Source organism: Bariatricus sp. HCP28S3_D3 (genome assembly GCF_052065755.1).
GTDB lineage: Bacteria > Bacillota > Clostridia > Lachnospirales > Lachnospiraceae > Allocoprococcus.
The window spans coordinates 340,727-359,424 of record NZ_JBQHTK010000001.1; the positions used below are offsets into that span (position 1 = coordinate 340,727).

Below are 18,698 nucleotides of genomic sequence, written 5' to 3' on the forward strand. Positions count from 1 at the left end.
ATTTATGACAGCATCATTCTATCATTTGCGAATTCGCCGCCACTTACTTCTTCGAACTTAGCCAGCAAATCTGATACATGCAATTTCTTTTTCTCTTCTCCTGAAACATCGTAGATGATCTTACCTTCATGCATCATGATCAGTCTGTTTCCATGTGCAATAGCATCTTTCATATTATGTGTGACCATCATTGCGGTCAACTGATGTTCCTGAATGATTTTATCTGAAATAGCAAGCACTTTCGCTGCCGTCTTTGGATCCAGCGCCGCTGTATGCTCATCAAGAAGAAGTAGTTTCGGCTTCTTAAGAGACGCCATCAACAAAGTAATCGCCTGTCTCTGACCACCTGAAAGAAGTCCCACTTTACTATTCAGTCTTTCTTCCAGCCCCAGGTCCAGCTCACGAAGTGCCTCTTTGTAGCTTTCTCTTTCTTTTCTGGTAATGCCCCAGCCAAGCCCTCTTCGTTCTCCGCGCCTTGCAGCAATTGCCATATTTTCCTCGATCGACATCGTTGCCGCAGTACCAGTCATCGGATCTTGGAACACTCTTCCGAGATAAATTGCACGTTTATGTTCAGAAAGCTTTGTAATATCCACGCCATCGATAATAATCTTCCCTTTATCCACACTCCAGACACCCGCGATTGCATTCAATGTTGTGGATTTTCCGGCACCATTTCCACCAATAACAGTAACAAAATCTCCGGGATTCAGATTCAGATTCACTCCATCAAGCGCCACCTTCTCATTGATCGTTCCCGGGTTAAAAGTCTTATGTATATCCTGAATTTCAAGTAAATATCCCATTACATTGTCCTCCGTTTCTGTAAGTACTTTTCCTTCATGTAAGGAATCGCAAGGAAGCATGCAACTACAACTGCAGAGAACAGTTTCATGTAATCTGACGGCATCTTCAGCCAGAGTACAAAGGCGATTACAATATAATAAATAATTGCACCAACAAATACTGCGCCAAGAGTCAAAGCAAATGCGATTTTCTTTCCTGAACAGAATTTACCGAAAAGTACTTCGCTGATAATAACTGCTGCCAGACCAATTACGATTGCTCCACGTCCCATATTGACATCGGCAGCGCCCTGATACTGAGCATATATTCCACCGCTGAGTCCCACAAGTCCATTGGAGATCATAAGTGCCAGAACTTTGTTGAACCCAGTATTGATTCCCTGAGCTCGTGCCATCTGCTGGTTGCATCCGGTTGCACGGATGGACGCTCCGAGTTCTGTCCCAAAGAACCAGTAAATAACAGCAATCAGTAAAACAGCCCAAATCAGCAATTTCAGAAAGAAATAACCCCTTCCTTCTCCGGTAACATATCGAAGAGATGCCACCAGATCATACTGCATAACATTGATTGCCTGATTCGATTTACCCATGATTCCGAGATTGACCGAATACAAACTGATCTGAGTCAGAATACTGGCCAGGATTCCCGGAATTCCGAATACGGTGTGCAGTATCCCTGTAACAAATCCTGCAGCCATTCCCGCAAGAAAAGCAAAAGCAAGTGCCAGTGCCGGATCCATGCCGCCGCGGATCAACATAACAGCCACCGCTCCTCCTGTTGCAAGGGATCCATCTACCGTCAAATCCGCGAAATCAAGGATCCGGTATGTAATATACACTCCAAGTGCCATAATTCCCCAAATGACTCCCTGCGCAATATTTCCTGGAAGTGCACGCACAAGAGACATTGGATCAAGAGATGCAAAATACGTTGTTACCATGTCTTCTTCCTTTCTTTTTGCCTCCTTTCCTCAAAATCTACAGAAATTCAGCTTGTAATGATTTATTTCCATTTCCCAAGAAAGGACTGTCCCTCCAAACCCACTTGTTCAGAGAGGCAGCCCTGTCCGGAAATCAGATTCCGTTATTCTCAAAAACTATTCTTCAATTGCTTCGTATCCTTCCGGAATCTCGATGCCAAGTTCTTCGCAAATCGTAGGATTGTACATCTTGGTTACTTCCGGAGCTGTTTCAATTTCCATCGTTGATATATCAGCGCCATTTACCAGAACCTCGTAAGCCATCTCACCAGCTCTGTATCCGATATCATAATAGCTGATAGACAGAGTTGCGATACCGCACCCTGAACAGATTCCCTGTTCTCCAGCAATGATCGGCTTCTTAGCCGGCAGGCAGATGTTATTAATTACTTCTGTATTTCCAGCCATTGTATTATCTGTTGGAATGTAAAGTGCATCACATTCAGAAATTGCTGAATTGACGACAGATTGAATCTCATTCGAATCTGCTGCTGTAAATTCTTTACATTCAATTCCTTCTTCTTTCATAGCTTCCGTAAATAATTTTGCCTGATATGCAGAGTTCGGTTCCGCTGAGCAAAAAAGAATTCCAACTGTCTTTGCATCCGGTAAGAGCTCAACCAGCATCTTAGCCTGTTCATCAATCGGAGCCAGGTCGCATGTTCCGGAAATGTTCATTCCTGTAGATCCACTCCAGTCCTTAATATCAAGAGCTGTTGCATAGTCTGTTACAGATGTTCCCAGAATCGGAATACTGTCCGTTGCTGCCGCTGCACACTGAAGTGCTGTTGTTGCGTTTGCAAGAATCAGATCTACATTATCAGCAACAAAGTTATTTGCAATCGTAGCACAGTTAGCCTGCTCGCCCTGTCCATTCTGAACATCAAAGGTCACATTGTCTTTACCAAACTTTTCTTCACAGGCATCTTTGAATCCCTGTGTTGCCTGGTCCAATGCCGGATGTTCCAACTGCTGACAAATACCAATCTTATAAACCTTTGCGGAATCTCCTGATGATTCTGCTTCACTTGTCGTTGACTTGCCGTCGCATGCAACAAGTGCCAGTGTCATTACAGTTGCAAGAAACACTGCTAATGCTTTCTTCATTTTCATAATATTGCCTCCTGTCATTTGTCTTACTTTGTCAGAGTAAAACCGTCGCACTTTAACGCGCTAAATTTTTCACGTGTCTGATTATACAACTTTTTACTGATTTAGTCAAGATATTTTGCCGGCCCCCATCTATAACTGTCAGCCCTCATGGCCAGAGAACAACTATTTTCAGATAATAAAAAGTCGCAACCCCTTGACTATTCAAAGAATCACGACTAAACTGCGGATGACAGGAATCGAACCTGCACGGTTGCCCACCAGATCCTAAGTCTGGCGCGTCTGCCAGTTCCGCCACATCCGCATAATCTTGAATCCACTCGCTTTCCTCTAAATCGAACTGGATTATTAATCCGGAAATCATTTCTTTCCGACTCATGAGCGTGCGGGGATTCGAACCCCGGACAACTTGATTAAAAGTCAAGTGCTCTACCGACTGAGCTACACGCCCTTACCTGGGCCAGTTGGATTCGAACCAACGAATGCAGGAGTCAAAGTCCTGTGCCTTACCGCTTGGCGATGACCCAATAAAATCCCATTTAATAAAAAAAATGCCAGCATCTCTGCTTGCCTTTTTTTACCCTCTATAAATGGAAGGGTGGATACAGGGATTCGAACCCTGGGCCTCCAGAGCCACAATCTGGCGCGCTAACCAACTGCGCTATACCCACCATAAAACGTGCTTGGAGGGATTCGAACCCCCGACCCACGGCTTAGAAGGCCGTTGCTCTATCCAACTGAGCTACAAACACATATGGCATTCAGCCAAGCGGGTGATGGGAATCGAACCCACGTATCCAGCTTGGAAGGCTGGTGTTCTACCATTGAACTACACCCGCATAACCTATCGGGGTGACAGGATTCGAACCTGCGACCTCCTGGTCCCAAACCAGGCGCTCTAGCCAAGCTGAGCCACACCCCGATAACACTTCGCATGATTCATCATTTGCGATCAACATCACTACCCGTGACGCAAGAATTATTATATAATATGTTTTCTCGCTTGTCAACAATAATTTTTATTATTTTTCAATATTTTTTACAGTTATTTATCCAGATATTTAATCTCGCATTTCACATCACAATCCGGTTCGATCTCCATCATAATATAACTGCCTTTTCTTCCTTCCTGCCGAGGATAAGAAAGGCTTCCCGGATTCAAGACAATCATGCCGTCAATCATTTCCAGAAACGGCTTATGCGTATGTCCAAACATGACAATATCTGCATTTCTCATTTTCCCCTCTTCGATGATCCGCTCCGGGCCCAATGATACATAATAATAATGCCCATGTGTCATAAACGCTTTTTTAGTACCGAACACAACCTCCATTTCTCTGAGATTATCAGAGAAAAAATCATTATTTCCCGCAAGCACGTATGCCGGGCATCCACAAACTGCTTCTATGTAATCTTCGCCACCTTCGGTATCGCCAAGATGAACCAGCGCATCAATCTTTCCCGCTTCTTTTAATGCCTTGTCAAACGCTGAATGTCTTCCATGTGTATCACTCACAATCAGAATTTTCATAATTTTTTCTCCATTATCTCACGCATCATGCGGAGTCCTTTTCCTCTGTGACTGAGTTCATTTTTTTTCTCGGGAGCAAGCTCCGCTGAGGTACACCCATACTCCGGCAGATAGAAAATCGGATCATATCCAAATCCATTTCCCCCTGCAATCTCATATCCAATTTTCCCCTCCATCGTTCCACGCACAACTTCATGACTTCCATCCGGGAAAACTGCCGCAATCGCACAGACAAACCGGGCCGTCCTTTCTTCGTCCGGAACCCCTTTCATCCTTGAAAGGAGAAGGCTGTTTTTAATATCATAGGAAGTATCTGTCCCAGCATAACGCGCCGAATAAATCCCCGGTTCTTTATTCAGATAATCAATCTCCAATCCGGAATCATCCGCCATAACAATCGCATTCATATTCTTAACTTTATCCAGGCCTGCGATTGCCTTCGCCTTGATCATTGCATTTTCTTCAAACGTCTTTCCGTCTTCTTCAACCTCCACATCAATTCCAACTTCCTTCATGGAAAGTATCTCCATTCCCAGATCGGACAGAATCATACGGATTTCTTTCATTTTGTTCTTATTTCCTGTTGCAAAAATAATCTTCATCTCTCTACCCTCTTTTCGGCGGTTTCGGTCCCATAAACTGATAAAAATACGTTTTCAGCATTCCATTATATATTTTCCGGTTTTTATCTGCCTTGCGTCCAAAGTATCGTTCTGCGTCCTCATAACTTGTAATCATGTACGCCGACCACGAATCCAGGAGTCGGAAGCTTTCTCCAAACTCGCGATAAAGCTCCGGAAGGTTCTTTTTCTCTTCCAGACGTTCCCCATAGGGCGGGTTCGTGATAATAAAACCATATTTTTTCGGATGTCTCAGATCCTTCACCGCTCGCTCCTGAAAATGGATCAAATGATCCATTCCTGCATCCTTCGCATTCTGTCTGGCAGCCTTCACCGCCTCTGCATCAATATCATAGCCTTGAATATCCACTGAAACATTCACATCTACCAGATCATTTGCCTCATCCAATGCATCATACCAGGCCTTTTTGGGAATCAGATTATCCCATTCTTCCGCAAGGAAAGAACGGTTCATCCCCGGAGCCATATTCGCTGCCATCATCGCCGCCTCAATCGGAAATGTTCCACTTCCGCAGAAAGGATCTACCAGAATCCGCTCTTTCTTCCATGGTGTAAGCATGATAAGAGCGGCAGCCAAGGTCTCTGTAATCGGTGCCTTCACTTTCATCTGACGATATCCTCGCTTATGCAGTGATACACCCGAAGTGTCAATTCCGATCGTGACAACATCTTTCATCAAAAAAACACGAATCGGATAAGATGCTCCGTCTTCCGGGAACCATTCCAGCCCATAGTATTCCTTCAGCCTTTCCACCATTGCTTTCTTCATAATGGACTGGATATCGGAAGGACTAAATAGCTTACTCTTAACAGACGCTGCTTTTGTCACCCAGAATTTTCCGTTTTTCGGTATATATCTCTCCCATGGCAGAGCTCTGGTCTTATCAAATAATTCTTCAAACGTCTCTGCCTTAAAAGCGCCCACCTTCAAAAGAACGCGTTCTGCCGTGCGCAAAAAAATATTCGCATCGCAGATTGCCTGCGCATCTCCCCAGAAACTTACTCTTCCATCATCAACCGACGCTATTTCATACCCCAGATCAAGCACCTCTCTTTTAAGAACCGATTCCAGTCCAAAATGACAGGGTGCAATCAACTCCATTTTTTCCATGTGTATCCTCCAGTTTTTCTTCCATTCTATATTACGTTTACTGATACTGTTTTGTCAACACTTCCCTGCAAACAAAAAAACGTCCTTTGGACGTTTTTATCTATATATGATATTAGAATCAGGGGATGCAGTGCCTGTTTAACGGCACCACATCCCCAGCCTTTACAGCAGTACTCTAGTATTTGTCACTTCCCGCATTCCGGTTCTGACCAGCATTGTTTCTGTCAGATACATTTTTGTCCGCTGCGTTTCTTCCTGACGCATTTTTGTTAGACCCATTCCTGTCTGACGCGTTTCTGTTTGATGCATTCCTGTCTGATGCATTTCTACTCTGTTCGTTTCCATACGAAGAATACGAATTTTTGTTTGTGCTGCTCTCTGATGAGCTATAATTCTTTGCCATTTGATATTCCTCCTGCCTGATTTAATAAACATTTTCCGGCTACAAGCACCACTTGCTTGTATCTGGTACAGACTATAGTATCTCCCGGCATTTCCTTTTTATGCGAACCTTAAGGATTTTTTAATTTTTGCTTGATTTTTTTACCAGTTTATATTATACTGATTTCTGTAGAGAGAACACTTTCTACAACCCCTTATTAATTATTTATACTCCCCTCAAAAGACCGGTAGCTCCCCTATCGGTCTTTTATTGTACCCTTCTATTCCTTTGATCCTTTTATCAATTTTATCAGTAGCATAATGATCAGTATCGGAATCACAACTGGTGCAATCAGGCTGACTAATCCGGTGATTATCGAAACGACAACGCAGATAATACCCACAACAACCAGCACAAGCAACAGCTTTTTCCACCATGTATCAAACCGGAACACTTTCACCTGGTTCGTACTGTAATCCTTTCCGGCCCCACCGGCTGCCCCATATCCACTATTCGATTCATAAATATACTCTCCGCCATTCTTCGCTTCCTCGGAGTCAATGATCGTCTTCGCAATCACCCAGGGATCTCCCAATTCTTCCAGTATCTCCTGTTCGCTTCGTCCCTTTCTCATCTCTTCATTGATATATCGTCCGTAATATTCTACATTTTCCCGTACCACATGCGGTGAAACATTCTGATCGAGTGCTTCTCTTAATTTTTCCAAAAATTCTGTTCTGCTCATCCTTGTTCTCCTCTATACTCTCCAACTGGCTTTATCCCATCTGAAACAAACTGCATTTTCCAAAATCCACTCTCTGTTTCAAAAAAGACCTTAGACTTAGCGTAGCATAAAAGCTTCCACTTTCCAAGTCTAAGGTCTTAAAATTATATTATGATTTTCTATGCTTTTTCTAAAATTTCCACTTTATCCCACAGAGTTTTAAACTTCAAACAGAAGATCTCCATAAGAAGGCATCGGCCATACTTCCTTATCCACAATCATTTCCAGTTCATCCACCGGTTTACGAAGTGCTGCCATTGCCGGTACTACACTGAAATGATAAAATTCAGACTGAACTTTTCCTTCTTCTTTTTCAGCAGCTTCTTCTGTAATATCAGACAGAGCAGACAGAGCTTTCTTAGCCTCTGCAAGAAGTGCTGTCACTTCAGAAAGCATCTCTTCCTGAACAGAAGCATCTGCTCCTGCCTCTTTAACTGCGATTACAGTATCAGCGAGAGTCTTTGTATATTTCACAACTGCCGGGATAATCTGTTTTGCAGCAATGTCAATCATCGCTCTCGCTTCAATATTAATTGCCTTGGCATAATTCTCGTATTTAATCTCAGCTCTGGACTCCAGTTCCGCTTTGGTAAATACATGGAATTTACCGAACAAATCTACCGCTTTATCAGTTGTAAGCGCCGGAATTGCTTCCACCATGGACTTAATGTTCGGAAGACCGCGTTTCTCAGCCTCTGCAACCCATTCGTCCGAATATCCATTGCCATTGAAAATAATTCTCTGATGTTCCGTCAGATATTCTTTGATTAAGTTATGTACTGCAACATCAAAATCTTCTGCTTTCTCCAGAACATCACATGCCTCAGAAAAAGCTTCTGCAACGATTGTGTTCAATACAACATTCGGGCCTGCAATCGAATCACGGGAACCTACCATACGGAACTCGAATTTATTTCCCGTAAACGCAAACGGTGAAGTTCTGTTTCGGTCAGTTGCATCTTTTGTCAGATCAGGAAGTGTTGACACACCTGTCATCAATTTACTTTCTGCAAGGCTGTGTGTTGCCTCTCCTGTACTGATCAACTGTTCCACAACATCTTCAAGCTGCTCACCAAGGAATACAGAAATAATAGCCGGAGGTGCTTCATTTGCTCCCAATCTATGATCATTACCAGGATCTGCCGCAGACTCACGAAGCAGATCTGCATGGGTATCTACCGCTTTCAAAATGCAGGCAAGTACCAGAAGGAACTGGATATTCTCGTGTGGAGTTTTTCCCGGATCAAGAAGATTAATTCCGTCATCTGTTGTAATAGACCAGTTATTATGTTTACCAGAACCGTTAACACCGGCAAACGGTTTTTCATGAAGAAGACATTTCATGCCGTGTTCGCATGCAACTTTTTTCAGTGTCTTCATTACAATCTGATTATGATCTACCGCAATATTTGCCTCGGCATAAATCGGTGCAAGTTCGTGCTGTGCCGGGGCAACTTCATTATGCTGTGTTTTTGCAGCCACGCCAAGTTTCCAGAGTTCCTCATTTACATCTTTCATAAAAGCAGCGATTCTCTGACGAATCGTTCCAAAATAATGATCGTCCAGTTCCTGCCCTTTCGGAGGCATTGCTCCAAACAATGTACGTCCTGTATAGATAAGATCTTTTCTCTGCATGAATTTCTTCGCATCTACCAGAAAATATTCCTGTTCAGGACCAACAGATGGTGTCACTTTCTTGGATGTTGTATTTCCAAATAAGCGAAGAAGCCTGATCGATTCTTTATTAATCGCTTCCATCGAACGAAGAAGTGGTGTCTTCTCATCAAGCGCCTCACCGGTGTAAGAGCAGAATGCTGTAGGAATACAGAGGATCGCCCCACCTGCATCTTTTCTCACAAATGCCGGTGAAGTGCAGTCCCACGCTGTATAGCCCCTCGCTTCGAAGGTGGCACGCAGTCCGCCTGACGGGAATGAAGAGGCATCCGGTTCACCTTTGATCAGTTCTTTTCCGGAAAAACTCATTAATACTTTACCACTCGGCAGCGGTGCTGAAATGAAAGAATCATGCTTTTCAGCAGTCACACCGGTGAGCGGCTGGAACCAATGTGTATAATGAGTAGCACCTTTTTCAATTGCCCATTCTTTCATCTCATGCGCAATTACATCTGCAGTTGCAAGATCCAGCTCTTTCCCCTCTTCAATTGTCTCTTTCAGTTTCTTATAAACTTTCTTTGGCAGTCTCTGCTGCATAACAGTATCATTGAATACATCTTCGCCAAAAATATCTGCCACATTAAACAGTTCACTACTCATAACTACCTTCCTTTCCTGATACAAAAAGTGAGGGCATCCCGCCTTATGCGGAACGCCCTCGTTCATGTTCTAAATATATTTGCTTTTTAGATACGTTTACGATACACTCTTTTTTCAAAAAATGCAAGACAATTTTTCCTTTTTGTGGATTTTTTCACAAATCATCATAGCATCTTATGCGATTTTCAACATATCCACCAATACTTTCATGGATTATACTTCAAATAACAGATCCCCGTAAGAAGGCATCGGCCACATGCTCTTGTCCACAATCATTTCGAGTTCATCAACGGGTTTTCTTAATTGTCCCATCACCGGAACTACTTCCTGCATGATAAAATACGCCTGTTCTCTTCCGATTTCTTTTTTCGCGACTTCATCCGTCACGGAAATAAGCTTCTCCAATGCATTTTGTGTATCTGTCAACAGTTCCGATGCCTGTACAAGCAATTTGTCCTGTACGACTGTGCTCGCATTCGAATTCGCCTGTTTCACCTGATTAATTGAATTCGCGAGAGAAGTCACATAATGGATCACCGCCGGAACGATGTGCTTACTTGCAATATCGATCATAGAACGCGCCTCAATATTCACTGCTTTGGAATAAGTCTCGTATTTAATCTCAGCGCGTGATTCCAACTCAGCACGGGTAAACACGTCGAATTTTTCGAACATCTGAACCGTATCTTCTGTGGTCAGATACTCCACAGATTCAACCATAGTTTTGATATTCGGAAGGCCACGTCTTTCCGCTTCTTTCACCCATTCCTCGGAATATCCATTACCATTGAACACAATTCTCTGATGTTCAGAAGCATACTGCTTGATCAGATTGTGTACAGCCATCTGAAAATCATCCGCCGCTTCCAGCACATCACACGCATCCGAAAACGCTTCCGCAACGATTGTATTCAAAACAACATTCGGAGCAGCTACAGAATCTCTGGAACCCACCATACGGAATTCAAATTTGTTCCCTGTAAAGGCAAATGGTGAGGTTCTGTTGCGGTCAGTTGCATCCTTAGCAAAATCCGGAAGTGTACTCACACCCGTATGCAATTTGCCGCCCTTCAAGCTGTGTGCCGCTTCCCCAGTATTGATCAGCTGTGTAAGTACATCCTCCAACTGTTCCCCAAGATACGCTGAAATAATTGCCGGCGGCGCTTCATTTGCCCCCAGCCGATGATCATTTCCCACATCCGATGCCGATTCTCTCAAAAGCTCCGCATGCCGATCTACTGCACGTAAAACACAAGTCAGAACCAGCAGGAATTGAATATTCTCGTGCGGAGTTTTTCCAGGATCAAGGAGATTGATTCCATCATCCGTAACTAAAGACCAGTTATTGTGTTTTCCGGAACCATTCACCCCTTCAAATGGCTTTTCATGAAGCAGGCAATGCAGATTATGACGATACGCGACCTGTTTCAGCGTCTCCATCACAAGCTGGTTGTGGTCAACAGCCACATTACACTGCTCATAGATCGGTGCAAGTTCATGCTGTCCCGGAGCTACTTCATTATGCTGCGTCTTAGCAGAAACTCCCATTTTCCAGAGTTCTTCATTCACATCTTTCATAAAAGCTGCAATTCTTTCACGGATTGCTCCAAAATAATGATCGTCCAGTTCCTGCCCTTTCGGAGGCATTGCGCCAAACAACGTACGTCCTGTAAACACCAGATCTTTTCTCTTCAAATATTTATCCCGATCCACAAGGAAATACTCCTGTTCAATTCCAACTGAAGGAATCACTTTCTGAGAAGTTGTGTTTCCGAACAATCTCAGAAGGCGAATAGATTGTTTATTGATTGCTTCCATGGAACGAAGAAGCGGTGTTTTCTGATCCAGCGCCTCGCCTGTATACGAGCAGAATGCCGTCGGGATATAGAGAATAGCTCCGGTCCCCTCTGGATCCTTTTTCACAAATGCCGGCGAAGTACAATCCCACGCTGTATAGCCCCTTGCCTCAAACGTAGATCTGAGTCCTCCCGACGGGAAAGAAGATGCGTCCGGTTCTCCCTTAATCAATTCTTTACCCGAGAACTCCATCAGTACCTTCCCATCCGATCTGGGCGCAGAAATAAAAGAATCATGTTTCTCTGCTGTCGCTCCGGTAAGCGGCTGAAACCAGTGCGAATAATGAGTTGCACCTTTTTCAATCGCCCACTCTTTCATCTCATGCGCTATTACATCGGCCGTTGTCGCTGCCAGTTCTTTCCCCTCTTCAATTGTTTTCTTCAGTTCCTTGTAAGTTTTTTTCGGAAGACGTTCCTGCATGACAGCATCATTAAATACATTTTCCCCAAAAATATCAGCTACATTTACTACACTACTCATATGTTTCCCTCTCAGATTCTTTCATTCTTATTTCCGGCAGTTATCCCTCTGCCTAATATTATCAAAAAGGAGTCTTGCAGTTAAGCAAAACTCCTTTTATACCATTTTTCATAGGACATCCTTGTCCATTTTCCAAATGATTATTCAGCTTTTCCCACAGAGCCAAATAATTCCATTTTTTCTTTTACTTTAGCAACAATTGCTTCTGCACCCGGTTTCAAAAGTTTACGAGGATCAAATCCTTTTCCTTCCAGGTCTTTACCAGCTTCAATATATTTGCGAGTGGCTTCTGCAAATACGAGCTGACATTCTGTATTAACATTAATCTTAGACACACCAAGATCAATTGCTCTCTTAATCATATCATCCGGAATACCTGTTCCGCCATGAAGCACTAACGGGAGATCTCCGGTAAGCTGCTGGATTGCATCCAAAGTTTCGAAGCTGAGTCCCTGCCAGTTAGCCGGATATTTTCCATGGATATTACCAATACCAGCCGCAAGGAAATCTACTCCAAGGTCAGCAACCATCTTGCACTCGTTCGGGTCTGCGCATTCGCCCATACCAACGACGCCATCTTCTTCTCCACCGATAGCTCCAACTTCTGCTTCAAGAGACAATCCCTTTTCAGCACAAATTGCTACCAGTTCTTTTGTCTTTGCGACATTCTCTTCAATCGGATAATGAGAACCGTCAAACATAACTGATGAGAAACCTGCTTCGATACATTTCATACATCCGTCATAGCTGCCGTGATCCAGATGAAGTGCTACCGGAACCGTAATATTCATTTCTTCCAGCATACCATTCACCATACCAACAACTGTCTTGTATCCGCACATGTACTTTCCAGCACCTTCAGACACACCAAGAATAACCGGTGATTTTGTTTCCTCTGCTGCAGTTAAAATTGCTTTTGTCCACTCAAGATTGTTGATATTAAACTGTCCTACTGCATAATGTCCAGCTTTTGCTTTCTGAAGCATCTCTTTTGCTGATACTAACATTTTCATTCCTCCACTTCTCTGATGGCATTAAAAAAGGCTGACCCCCAGGGGAATCGAACCCCTGATTCGACCGTGAGAGGGTCGCGTCTTGACCGCTTGACCAGGGGGCCAGGTGATTTACCTCACTCGCTTATTGTATCTCATTTTCCACTAATATACAAGTGTTTTTTTTATTTTTTTACTTTTTTTGCTGTTTCAATAGCGAAAGTCCCCGTTTTCGCAGGCTATTTCTCCTTTTTCTTTCTTCCTTCTAAAGACAGATCTTTTACACTTTTTGCAGGCACGACAATAGTCAGACCGCGCTGACAATTATAAATATTCACTTCATCATGCTCTCCTCCGAATTCACCGTCCAATGTCCATGGAATCTCTTCCACTGACTCAAAATGGATTTCCTTGGTTCGAAAAGAATACATATATTTCGTATCGATCTGGCTAATCAGAAGCGATGCTATAATTTCCTGAAGTGCTATCGGATTTTTCGGTGTTTTAATCAGTGTTACTTCAAATTCCCCATCATCAAATATGACGTTTTTCCCGATCATATTGCGAAATCCACCGACTGAACGCGAATTTGTTACCATTCCGAAAATAAATTCATCCTCAAATTCCTCTCCGTCATGCGATACTTTGATTTTATAAGATGGAATATCAAAAAGCCTTGTCATTCCTTCAAGAAGATATGCAAGATGCCCCAGAATGTTCTTCATCTCCTGTTTTGTCTGGTAAGAAACATCCGTAAACAGGCCGAAAGCTGCAATATACACAAATACATCGTCATTAAATTTTCCGATATCACATCCGAACTCCGCTCCGCTGACTGCAGTATCTGCAGCCTGAAGCAAATCTTTCGGAATATGAAGGCTATTAGCAAAATCATTTGTAGTTCCGGTAGGAATGTATCCAATCGGCACTTTTTCTGTTCTCTCCATCATTCCGGTCACAACTTCATCTAACGTTCCGTCTCCTCCGCTGCAAATAACCCTGTCATATTTTTCAGTAAAGGATACAACCTTTCTGTACGCATCTTTATAGCTCTGAGTCGGATAGACCACCACCTCATATCCTGCTTTTACGATAATGTCAAGAATATCCGACAGTTTCGGCTTCAAAAGTTCTTTTCCTGCATTCGGATTATAAATGAATAATGCTTTTTTCATACAGACACCTCCTGATCCATTTCCCCTTCCTCTCCACCCCAAGGCAGTCCGCCGAATCATTTCTACAGACGTTGGGCAAACATTTAAAAAAAGGCATGGCTATCCATGCCTTTTCCAGATTACTTATTTATTCTTTACATTGACAAGAAATGTTTCGATTCCTTTCGCTGCTTCCTCTTCATCTGCCCCGTTGGCTACAACAGTAATCTCTTCACCTGGGGTCAACCGTAAACTCATCATGCCCATAATGCTCTTTGCGTTGACCTGCTTGTCAGCAACTTCTATGTACACTGTGCTTGAATACTGACTTGCTTCCTGAACAAGAAGCGCAATCGGTCTGGCATCTAATCCTTCTGACAATTGAATCGTTATCGGTTTTTTAATCATAATGCTCCTCCTTGCTTTGTCCTTAACTCTTCTGCCATTTCACTTAATTTTCTCAATCTGTGATTCACGCCTGACTTACCAACAGGCGGGGTCAGCAGACTTCCCAGTTCCTTCAAAGATGCCTCCGGATATGTAAGTCTTGTAAGGGCCATATCCTTCAATCCTTCCGGCAGCTTATCCAGTCCTTTTGTTTCCTGTATATATCTTATATCATCGATCTGCTTAACAGCAGCGGAAACCGTTTTATTGATATTCGCAGTCTCACAGTTTACCTTACGGTTCACCGTATTCCTCATATCTTTCAGGATGCGCACATTCTCAAATTCCATCAATGCCACATGTGCCTCCATGACGTTAAGCACATCCGCAATCTGTGAACCTTCTTTTAAGTATACTACAAAAGATTTCTTCCGCAGTACGATCTTGCCATCCAGTTCGAAGCACTTCATAATCTTCTGTATCTGCTCTGCCTTCTCTCTCGTAGCGCATACGATTTCAAAGTGATACGACTTTTCCGGGTCGCTCATGGAACCAGATGCCAGAAAAGCGCCTCTTATAAAAGCTCGCTTGCAGCACGTCTCCTGAATTACAATATTCCGCACCACAGAAAGTTCTTCTTCAACCTCTCCGTACTGATCGATCAACTTCGTCGCCTGTAATATTCTGAGTGCTGCATCATGCTCTTTTACAACGATATAATATGACACACTTCCCTTCATACGGTTCGTGCGTATTGCGATATCAGTTCTTATATTAAATGTTTTTGTTAATAAAGTAAAGCACTTTCTTGCAACTGACAGATTTTCTGTATGAATTTTTAAAGAATACCGGCCTCTACTGTCAATCATAACCCCGCCGCAAATACTGATGATTGCAGCAGTTTCGGCGATACGGCAATGCCTGGCACTACCCAAATGATGCGAAAGCTCTTCTTTTACATTTCCCGAAAACGACATTTTTCCTCCTACTTTGCTTTCACCACAGCATCTTTAGCCAGATCTCGGTGTTCCTTCTTTAATCCATAATCTTCTTCCGTTACAGTCAATCTGTCATACAAAGCATTTGCAATTGTAACAGAACGGTGTTTCCCTCCTGTACATCCAATTGCTATCACTAGCTGATGCTTCCCTTCAGCCGCATAATTCGGCATCAAAAATTGAACCATATCTACCAGCTTCTCCAAAAATTCTCTGGCAAGCTCATTATTCATCACATACTCCTGAACAGGCTTGTCATTCCCACTCTGCGGGCGAAGCTCGTCTATATAATACGGATTCGGAAGAAACCTGACATCAAAAACCAGATCCGCATCATTTGGGATTCCGTATTTAAATCCGAATGACAAAACGGTAATATAAAGGTTCTTATATTCACGGTTTTCAACAAATATTTTACTTAGTTCTGCCTTTAATTCTCTCGTAAGGAGCCTGCTGGTATCCAGAATATAGTTTGCGCGTTTTTTCAGGAATCCCACTTTCTGCCGTTCTAATGCAATTCCCTTTTCTACTCGTCCCGCGCCAGCCAGCGGATGATTTCTTCTCGTCTCTTTGTATCGTTTGATCAATGTTTCATCCCGTGCCTCTAAAAACAGGATCTCATACGGGATTTGAGCGAGATCCATCTCATTCAGGATATTTTCCAGTTCATCCAGATTCTGTCCGCTTCGGATATCAAGTCCAAGCGCAACTTTATTAATCTCTCCATTTGGCACCATAAACAGTTCCGTAAGTTTTGACATCAACGGAATTGGCATATTATCCACGCAAAAATATCCCATGTCTTCCATCATTTTTAATGTGGTACTCTTTCCCGCTCCTGACATCCCCGTCACAATCACGAATCTCATCCTAAAACTCTCCAATCTGTTTTACTTCCGGCTCCAATGTCACGTTTGTCGTTTTCCTGACTCGGTCAATCACCTCTCCAATCAGGCTTTGCACATCCGCTGCCGTTGCATTCCCCGTATTAATCACAAAGCCACAATGTTTTTCTGACACTTGAGCACCCCCGACCGAAAATCCTTTCAATCCGGTATCCTGGATCAGTTTACCGGCGAAGTAGCCTTCCGGTCTTTTAAATGTACTTCCCGCGCTCGGATATTCCAGCGGTTGTTTTGTGACCCTTTTTTCCCGGAGTTCTTCCATTTTTGCCCTGATTTCATCTTTTTTCCCACCGCTTAAAGCGATTCTGGCTGACAGCACAATATACCCCTCCGTCGGGACAATACTGGTACGATATCCCAGCTTCAACTCTTCAGCCTGCAAAGTAAGAATTTTACCTTCCTTCGTCAAGACATCCACAGAAACCAGTACATCTTTCATCTCTCCTCCGTAAGCACCGGCATTCATGACAACAGCTCCTCCCAAGGTACCCGGAATCCCGGCAGCAAATTCAAACCCGGTCAATCCGGCTCCCAGTGCAGCAGATGCAATCTGAGCCAGCGAGCTTCCTGCTCCCGCAGCAATCATATTGTCCGACACTTCGATCTGATTCATCGATTTGAAAATCTGGATCACCACTCCACGACATCCTTTGTCACCCACAAGAAGATTACTCCCATTTCCTACTATATAATAAGGAGTTTTCTCCCGTCTGCAAAGTCCGATTATCAATGCGATTTCTTCTGCATTGTTCGGTCTTACAAAATAATCCGCCGGACCTCCAATCCGAAATGTCGTATGATTCTTCATTGGTTCGTCTTTTAGAATTCTTTCTTTATCTATTAGTGTAAACAGTTCATTTTCAAATTTACTTTTCATGTCAATCTCCTGCTTCTCTTCGTTTTCAATCCTATTAATCATACACTAAATTTTCCTTGAGTTCAATGCGCTCTTGCAAAATGCCCGAAAATGCGTTATATTGGATAACAAATACCAATTTATAAAGGAGTTGATTTACACTGTGGACTCGAGTGACGTCACGCAAATAATAATCTTATTCATTCTGCTGATTCTTTCCGGATTCTTTTCTTCCGCAGAGACAGCACTTACAACTGTAAACAAAATACGAATGCGCGCCCTGGCAGATGAAGGCAACAAGCGCGCGGTCACCGTACTGGAGATAACAGAGAATTCCAGTAAAATGCTGAGTGCAATTTTGATCGGCAATAATATTGTCAACCTGGGAGCCGCCTCTTTGACCACGACCCTGGCATATAGCCTCGGCGGATCAGCCGTCGCATTCGCAAGTGCTCTTCTGACCGTATTTATTTTGATTTTCGGTGAGATTACTCCAAAGACAATGGCTACCATCCACGCCGAAAAGTTTTCTCTGCTCTATGCACCGTTCATCCGCGTTTTCATTAAGGTGATGACACCGGTCATTTTCTTGATTAACATTTTATCGAACGGAGTATTATACTTGCTGAAAGTTGATCCGAATGCTAAAAATGATGCAATGACAGAGACAGAACTGCGCACGATCGTCGATGTCAGCCATGAGGACGGCGTGATTGAATCAGAAGAAAAAGAAATGATTTACAATGTATTTGATCTGGGAGACGCTAAAGCAAAAGACGTTATGGTTCCCAGAGTTAATGTAACTTTTGCAGATGTCAACAGCACTTACGAGGAATTAATCCACTTATTCCGCGAAGACAAATTTACACGTCTTCCGGTATATTCCGAGTCGAAAGACAACGTAGTAGGCACCATTAATATGAAGGATTTACTCCTTTTCGACAACAACAAAAAGGAATTTCACATACAGGATATTCTTCGCGAGGCATATTTCACATATGAATATAAAAACATTTCCGAGCTTCTCGTGGAAATGCGTCAGGCTTCTTTCAACATTGCCATCGTCCTTGATGAATATGGTGAAACAGCCGGTTTGATTACATTAGAAGACATTCTGGAAGAAATCGTTGGAGAGATTCACGATGAATATGACGAGAATGAAGAAGAAAATATTGTCGCCATAAACGAGCTTGAATATATTGTGGAAGGTTCTACCAATCTGGATGATCTGAATGACAGCCTGGATCTGCGTCTTGAATCTGAAGATTATGATTCCGTAGGCGGTTTTATTATTGAACGTCTTGACCGACTTCCTGAAGAAAATGACGAAGTCACTACCGAAGACGGAATCCGGATGGTTGTTGAAAAATTGGACAAAAACCGGATTGAGAAAGTCCATCTCTATCTGCCATCTTCCAAAGAAAGTGTATAATTTTATCATATAGTATGA

Annotated in this window: 17 protein-coding genes and 8 tRNA genes; 1 reads left to right on the forward strand and 24 read right to left on the reverse strand. The window is 43.0% G+C overall.

Annotation, left to right across the window (positions count from 1 at the left end):
- Positions 1-2: 2 nt before the first annotated feature.
- From ACTNB3_RS01645 to murB, 24 genes are all read right to left on the reverse strand, one after another.
- On the reverse strand, positions 3-806 hold the full coding sequence (locus tag ACTNB3_RS01645; RefSeq protein ID WP_427807788.1) for an ABC transporter ATP-binding protein: 804 nt from the start codon (positions 804-806) through the stop codon (positions 3-5).
- Positions 806-1,747 carry an ABC transporter permease gene (locus ACTNB3_RS01650; RefSeq protein ID WP_427807790.1) on the reverse strand — a complete coding sequence of 314 codons (942 nt, stop codon included), beginning with the start codon at positions 1,745-1,747 and terminating at the stop codon, positions 806-808. Before ACTNB3_RS01650 ends, ACTNB3_RS01645 begins: the two co-directional genes overlap by 1 nt.
- Positions 1,748-1,903: 156 nt before the next feature.
- Positions 1,904-2,899: an ABC transporter substrate binding protein gene (locus tag ACTNB3_RS01655; protein ID WP_427807791.1), complete on the reverse strand. Its 996-nt coding sequence runs from the start codon at positions 2,897-2,899 to the stop codon at positions 1,904-1,906.
- 221 nt (positions 2,900-3,120) lie between these two features.
- Positions 3,121-3,200, reverse strand: a tRNA-Leu gene (locus ACTNB3_RS01660).
- Between the two features lie 74 nt (positions 3,201-3,274).
- Positions 3,275-3,347: transfer RNA gene (locus ACTNB3_RS01665), tRNA-Lys, on the reverse strand.
- Positions 3,348-3,351: 4 nt separating this feature from the next.
- Positions 3,352-3,423, reverse strand: a tRNA-Gln gene (locus ACTNB3_RS01670).
- A gap of 70 nt (positions 3,424-3,493) precedes the next feature.
- A tRNA-His gene (locus ACTNB3_RS01675) sits at positions 3,494-3,567 on the reverse strand.
- Positions 3,568-3,574: 7 nt separating this feature from the next.
- A tRNA-Arg gene (locus ACTNB3_RS01680) sits at positions 3,575-3,648 on the reverse strand.
- Between the two features lie 16 nt (positions 3,649-3,664).
- Positions 3,665-3,735 (reverse strand) — tRNA-Gly (locus ACTNB3_RS01685).
- A gap of 8 nt (positions 3,736-3,743) precedes the next feature.
- A tRNA-Pro gene (locus ACTNB3_RS01690) sits at positions 3,744-3,818 on the reverse strand.
- 123 nt (positions 3,819-3,941) lie between these two features.
- Positions 3,942-4,427 (reverse strand): metallophosphoesterase family protein, encoded by a 486-nt coding sequence (locus tag ACTNB3_RS01695; protein WP_427807793.1) that lies wholly within the window; start codon positions 4,425-4,427, stop codon positions 3,942-3,944.
- Positions 4,424-5,029: an XTP/dITP diphosphatase gene (locus tag ACTNB3_RS01700; RefSeq protein WP_427807795.1), complete on the reverse strand. Its 606-nt coding sequence runs from the start codon at positions 5,027-5,029 to the stop codon at positions 4,424-4,426. Before ACTNB3_RS01700 ends, ACTNB3_RS01695 begins: the two co-directional genes overlap by 4 nt.
- A 4-nt stretch (positions 5,030-5,033) precedes the next feature.
- Entirely contained in the window at positions 5,034-6,179 is a 1,146-nt protein-coding gene (locus tag ACTNB3_RS01705) for a THUMP domain-containing class I SAM-dependent RNA methyltransferase (protein ID WP_441024285.1), read from the reverse strand.
- 175 nt (positions 6,180-6,354) lie between these two features.
- Positions 6,355-6,582, reverse strand: coding sequence for a hypothetical protein (locus ACTNB3_RS01710; RefSeq protein ID WP_427818816.1), 228 nt, complete (start codon positions 6,580-6,582; stop codon positions 6,355-6,357).
- A gap of 259 nt (positions 6,583-6,841) precedes the next feature.
- Positions 6,842-7,306: a DUF1700 domain-containing protein gene (locus ACTNB3_RS01715; RefSeq protein ID WP_427807801.1), complete on the reverse strand. Its 465-nt coding sequence runs from the start codon at positions 7,304-7,306 to the stop codon at positions 6,842-6,844.
- A gap of 198 nt (positions 7,307-7,504) precedes the next feature.
- On the reverse strand, positions 7,505-9,619 hold the full coding sequence (locus ACTNB3_RS01720) for a glutamine synthetase III family protein (RefSeq protein WP_441024287.1): 2,115 nt from the start codon (positions 9,617-9,619) through the stop codon (positions 7,505-7,507).
- A 213-nt stretch (positions 9,620-9,832) separates the two neighbouring features.
- Positions 9,833-11,956, reverse strand: a complete 2,124-nt coding sequence (locus ACTNB3_RS01725) for a glutamine synthetase III family protein (RefSeq protein ID WP_441024289.1) — start codon at positions 11,954-11,956, stop codon at positions 9,833-9,835.
- Between the two features lie 140 nt (positions 11,957-12,096).
- Positions 12,097-12,963: a class II fructose-1,6-bisphosphate aldolase gene (fba, locus tag ACTNB3_RS01730; RefSeq protein WP_427807807.1), complete on the reverse strand. Its 867-nt coding sequence runs from the start codon at positions 12,961-12,963 to the stop codon at positions 12,097-12,099.
- Positions 12,964-13,001: 38 nt separating this feature from the next.
- Positions 13,002-13,073: transfer RNA gene (locus ACTNB3_RS01735), tRNA-Glu, on the reverse strand.
- A gap of 114 nt (positions 13,074-13,187) precedes the next feature.
- Positions 13,188-14,123, reverse strand: a complete 936-nt coding sequence (locus ACTNB3_RS01740) for a diacylglycerol/lipid kinase family protein (RefSeq protein WP_441024292.1) — start codon at positions 14,121-14,123, stop codon at positions 13,188-13,190.
- 123 nt (positions 14,124-14,246) lie between these two features.
- On the reverse strand, positions 14,247-14,510 hold the full coding sequence (locus tag ACTNB3_RS01745; RefSeq protein WP_427807811.1) for an HPr family phosphocarrier protein: 264 nt from the start codon (positions 14,508-14,510) through the stop codon (positions 14,247-14,249).
- Positions 14,507-15,466 carry a DNA-binding protein WhiA gene (whiA, locus tag ACTNB3_RS01750; protein WP_427807813.1) on the reverse strand — a complete coding sequence of 320 codons (960 nt, stop codon included), beginning with the start codon at positions 15,464-15,466 and terminating at the stop codon, positions 14,507-14,509. Before whiA ends, ACTNB3_RS01745 begins: the two co-directional genes overlap by 4 nt.
- Before the next feature lie 8 nt (positions 15,467-15,474).
- A complete protein-coding gene (gene rapZ, locus ACTNB3_RS01755; RefSeq protein WP_427818811.1) occupies positions 15,475-16,356 on the reverse strand; it encodes an RNase adapter RapZ in 882 nt (293 codons plus the stop codon).
- 1 nt (position 16,357) lies between these two features.
- The gene (murB, locus tag ACTNB3_RS01760) at positions 16,358-17,269 is read right to left on the reverse strand and encodes a UDP-N-acetylmuramate dehydrogenase (protein ID WP_427807843.1); all 912 of its coding nucleotides are present in this window, start codon (positions 17,267-17,269) and stop codon (positions 16,358-16,360) included.
- Positions 17,270-17,411: 142 nt separating this feature from the next.
- Here murB and ACTNB3_RS01765 point away from each other — a divergent pair, with 142 nt between their 5' ends.
- On the forward strand, positions 17,412-18,680 hold the full coding sequence (locus ACTNB3_RS01765; protein WP_441017885.1) for an HlyC/CorC family transporter: 1,269 nt from the start codon (positions 17,412-17,414) through the stop codon (positions 18,678-18,680).
- Positions 18,681-18,698: the final 18 nt, after the last annotated feature.

What these genes read in the sequence shown, in the direction of transcription:
- ACTNB3_RS01645 (WP_427807788.1), bottom strand. Translation starts at nt 806, where the DNA reads ATGGGATATTTACTTGAAATTCAGGATATACATAAGACTTTTAACCCG.
- ACTNB3_RS01650 (WP_427807790.1), bottom strand. Translation starts at nt 1,747, where the DNA reads ATGGTAACAACGTATTTTGCATCTCTTGATCCAATGTCTCTTGTGCGT.
- ACTNB3_RS01655 (WP_427807791.1), bottom strand. Translation starts at nt 2,899, where the DNA reads ATGAAAATGAAGAAAGCATTAGCAGTGTTTCTTGCAACTGTAATGACA.
- ACTNB3_RS01695 (WP_427807793.1), bottom strand. Translation starts at nt 4,427, where the DNA reads ATGAAAATTCTGATTGTGAGTGATACACATGGAAGACATTCAGCGTTT.
- ACTNB3_RS01700 (WP_427807795.1), bottom strand. Translation starts at nt 5,029, where the DNA reads ATGAAGATTATTTTTGCAACAGGAAATAAGAACAAAATGAAAGAAATC.
- ACTNB3_RS01705 (WP_441024285.1), bottom strand. Translation starts at nt 6,179, where the DNA reads ATGGAAAAAATGGAGTTGATTGCACCCTGTCATTTTGGACTGGAATCG.
- ACTNB3_RS01710 (WP_427818816.1), bottom strand. Translation starts at nt 6,582, where the DNA reads ATGGCAAAGAATTATAGCTCATCAGAGAGCAGCACAAACAAAAATTCG.
- ACTNB3_RS01715 (WP_427807801.1), bottom strand. Translation starts at nt 7,306, where the DNA reads ATGAGCAGAACAGAATTTTTGGAAAAATTAAGAGAAGCACTCGATCAG.
- ACTNB3_RS01720 (WP_441024287.1), bottom strand. Translation starts at nt 9,619, where the DNA reads ATGAGTAGTGAACTGTTTAATGTGGCAGATATTTTTGGCGAAGATGTA.
- ACTNB3_RS01725 (WP_441024289.1), bottom strand. Translation starts at nt 11,956, where the DNA reads ATGAGTAGTGTAGTAAATGTAGCTGATATTTTTGGGGAAAATGTATTT.
- fba (WP_427807807.1), bottom strand. Translation starts at nt 12,963, where the DNA reads ATGTTAGTATCAGCAAAAGAGATGCTTCAGAAAGCAAAAGCTGGACAT.
- ACTNB3_RS01740 (WP_441024292.1), bottom strand. Translation starts at nt 14,123, where the DNA reads ATGAAAAAAGCATTATTCATTTATAATCCGAATGCAGGAAAAGAACTT.
- ACTNB3_RS01745 (WP_427807811.1), bottom strand. Translation starts at nt 14,510, where the DNA reads ATGATTAAAAAACCGATAACGATTCAATTGTCAGAAGGATTAGATGCC.
- whiA (WP_427807813.1), bottom strand. Translation starts at nt 15,466, where the DNA reads ATGTCGTTTTCGGGAAATGTAAAAGAAGAGCTTTCGCATCATTTGGGT.
- rapZ (WP_427818811.1), bottom strand. Translation starts at nt 16,356, where the DNA reads ATGAGATTCGTGATTGTGACGGGGATGTCAGGAGCGGGAAAGAGTACC.
- murB (WP_427807843.1), bottom strand. Translation starts at nt 17,269, where the DNA reads ATGAAAAGTAAATTTGAAAATGAACTGTTTACACTAATAGATAAAGAA.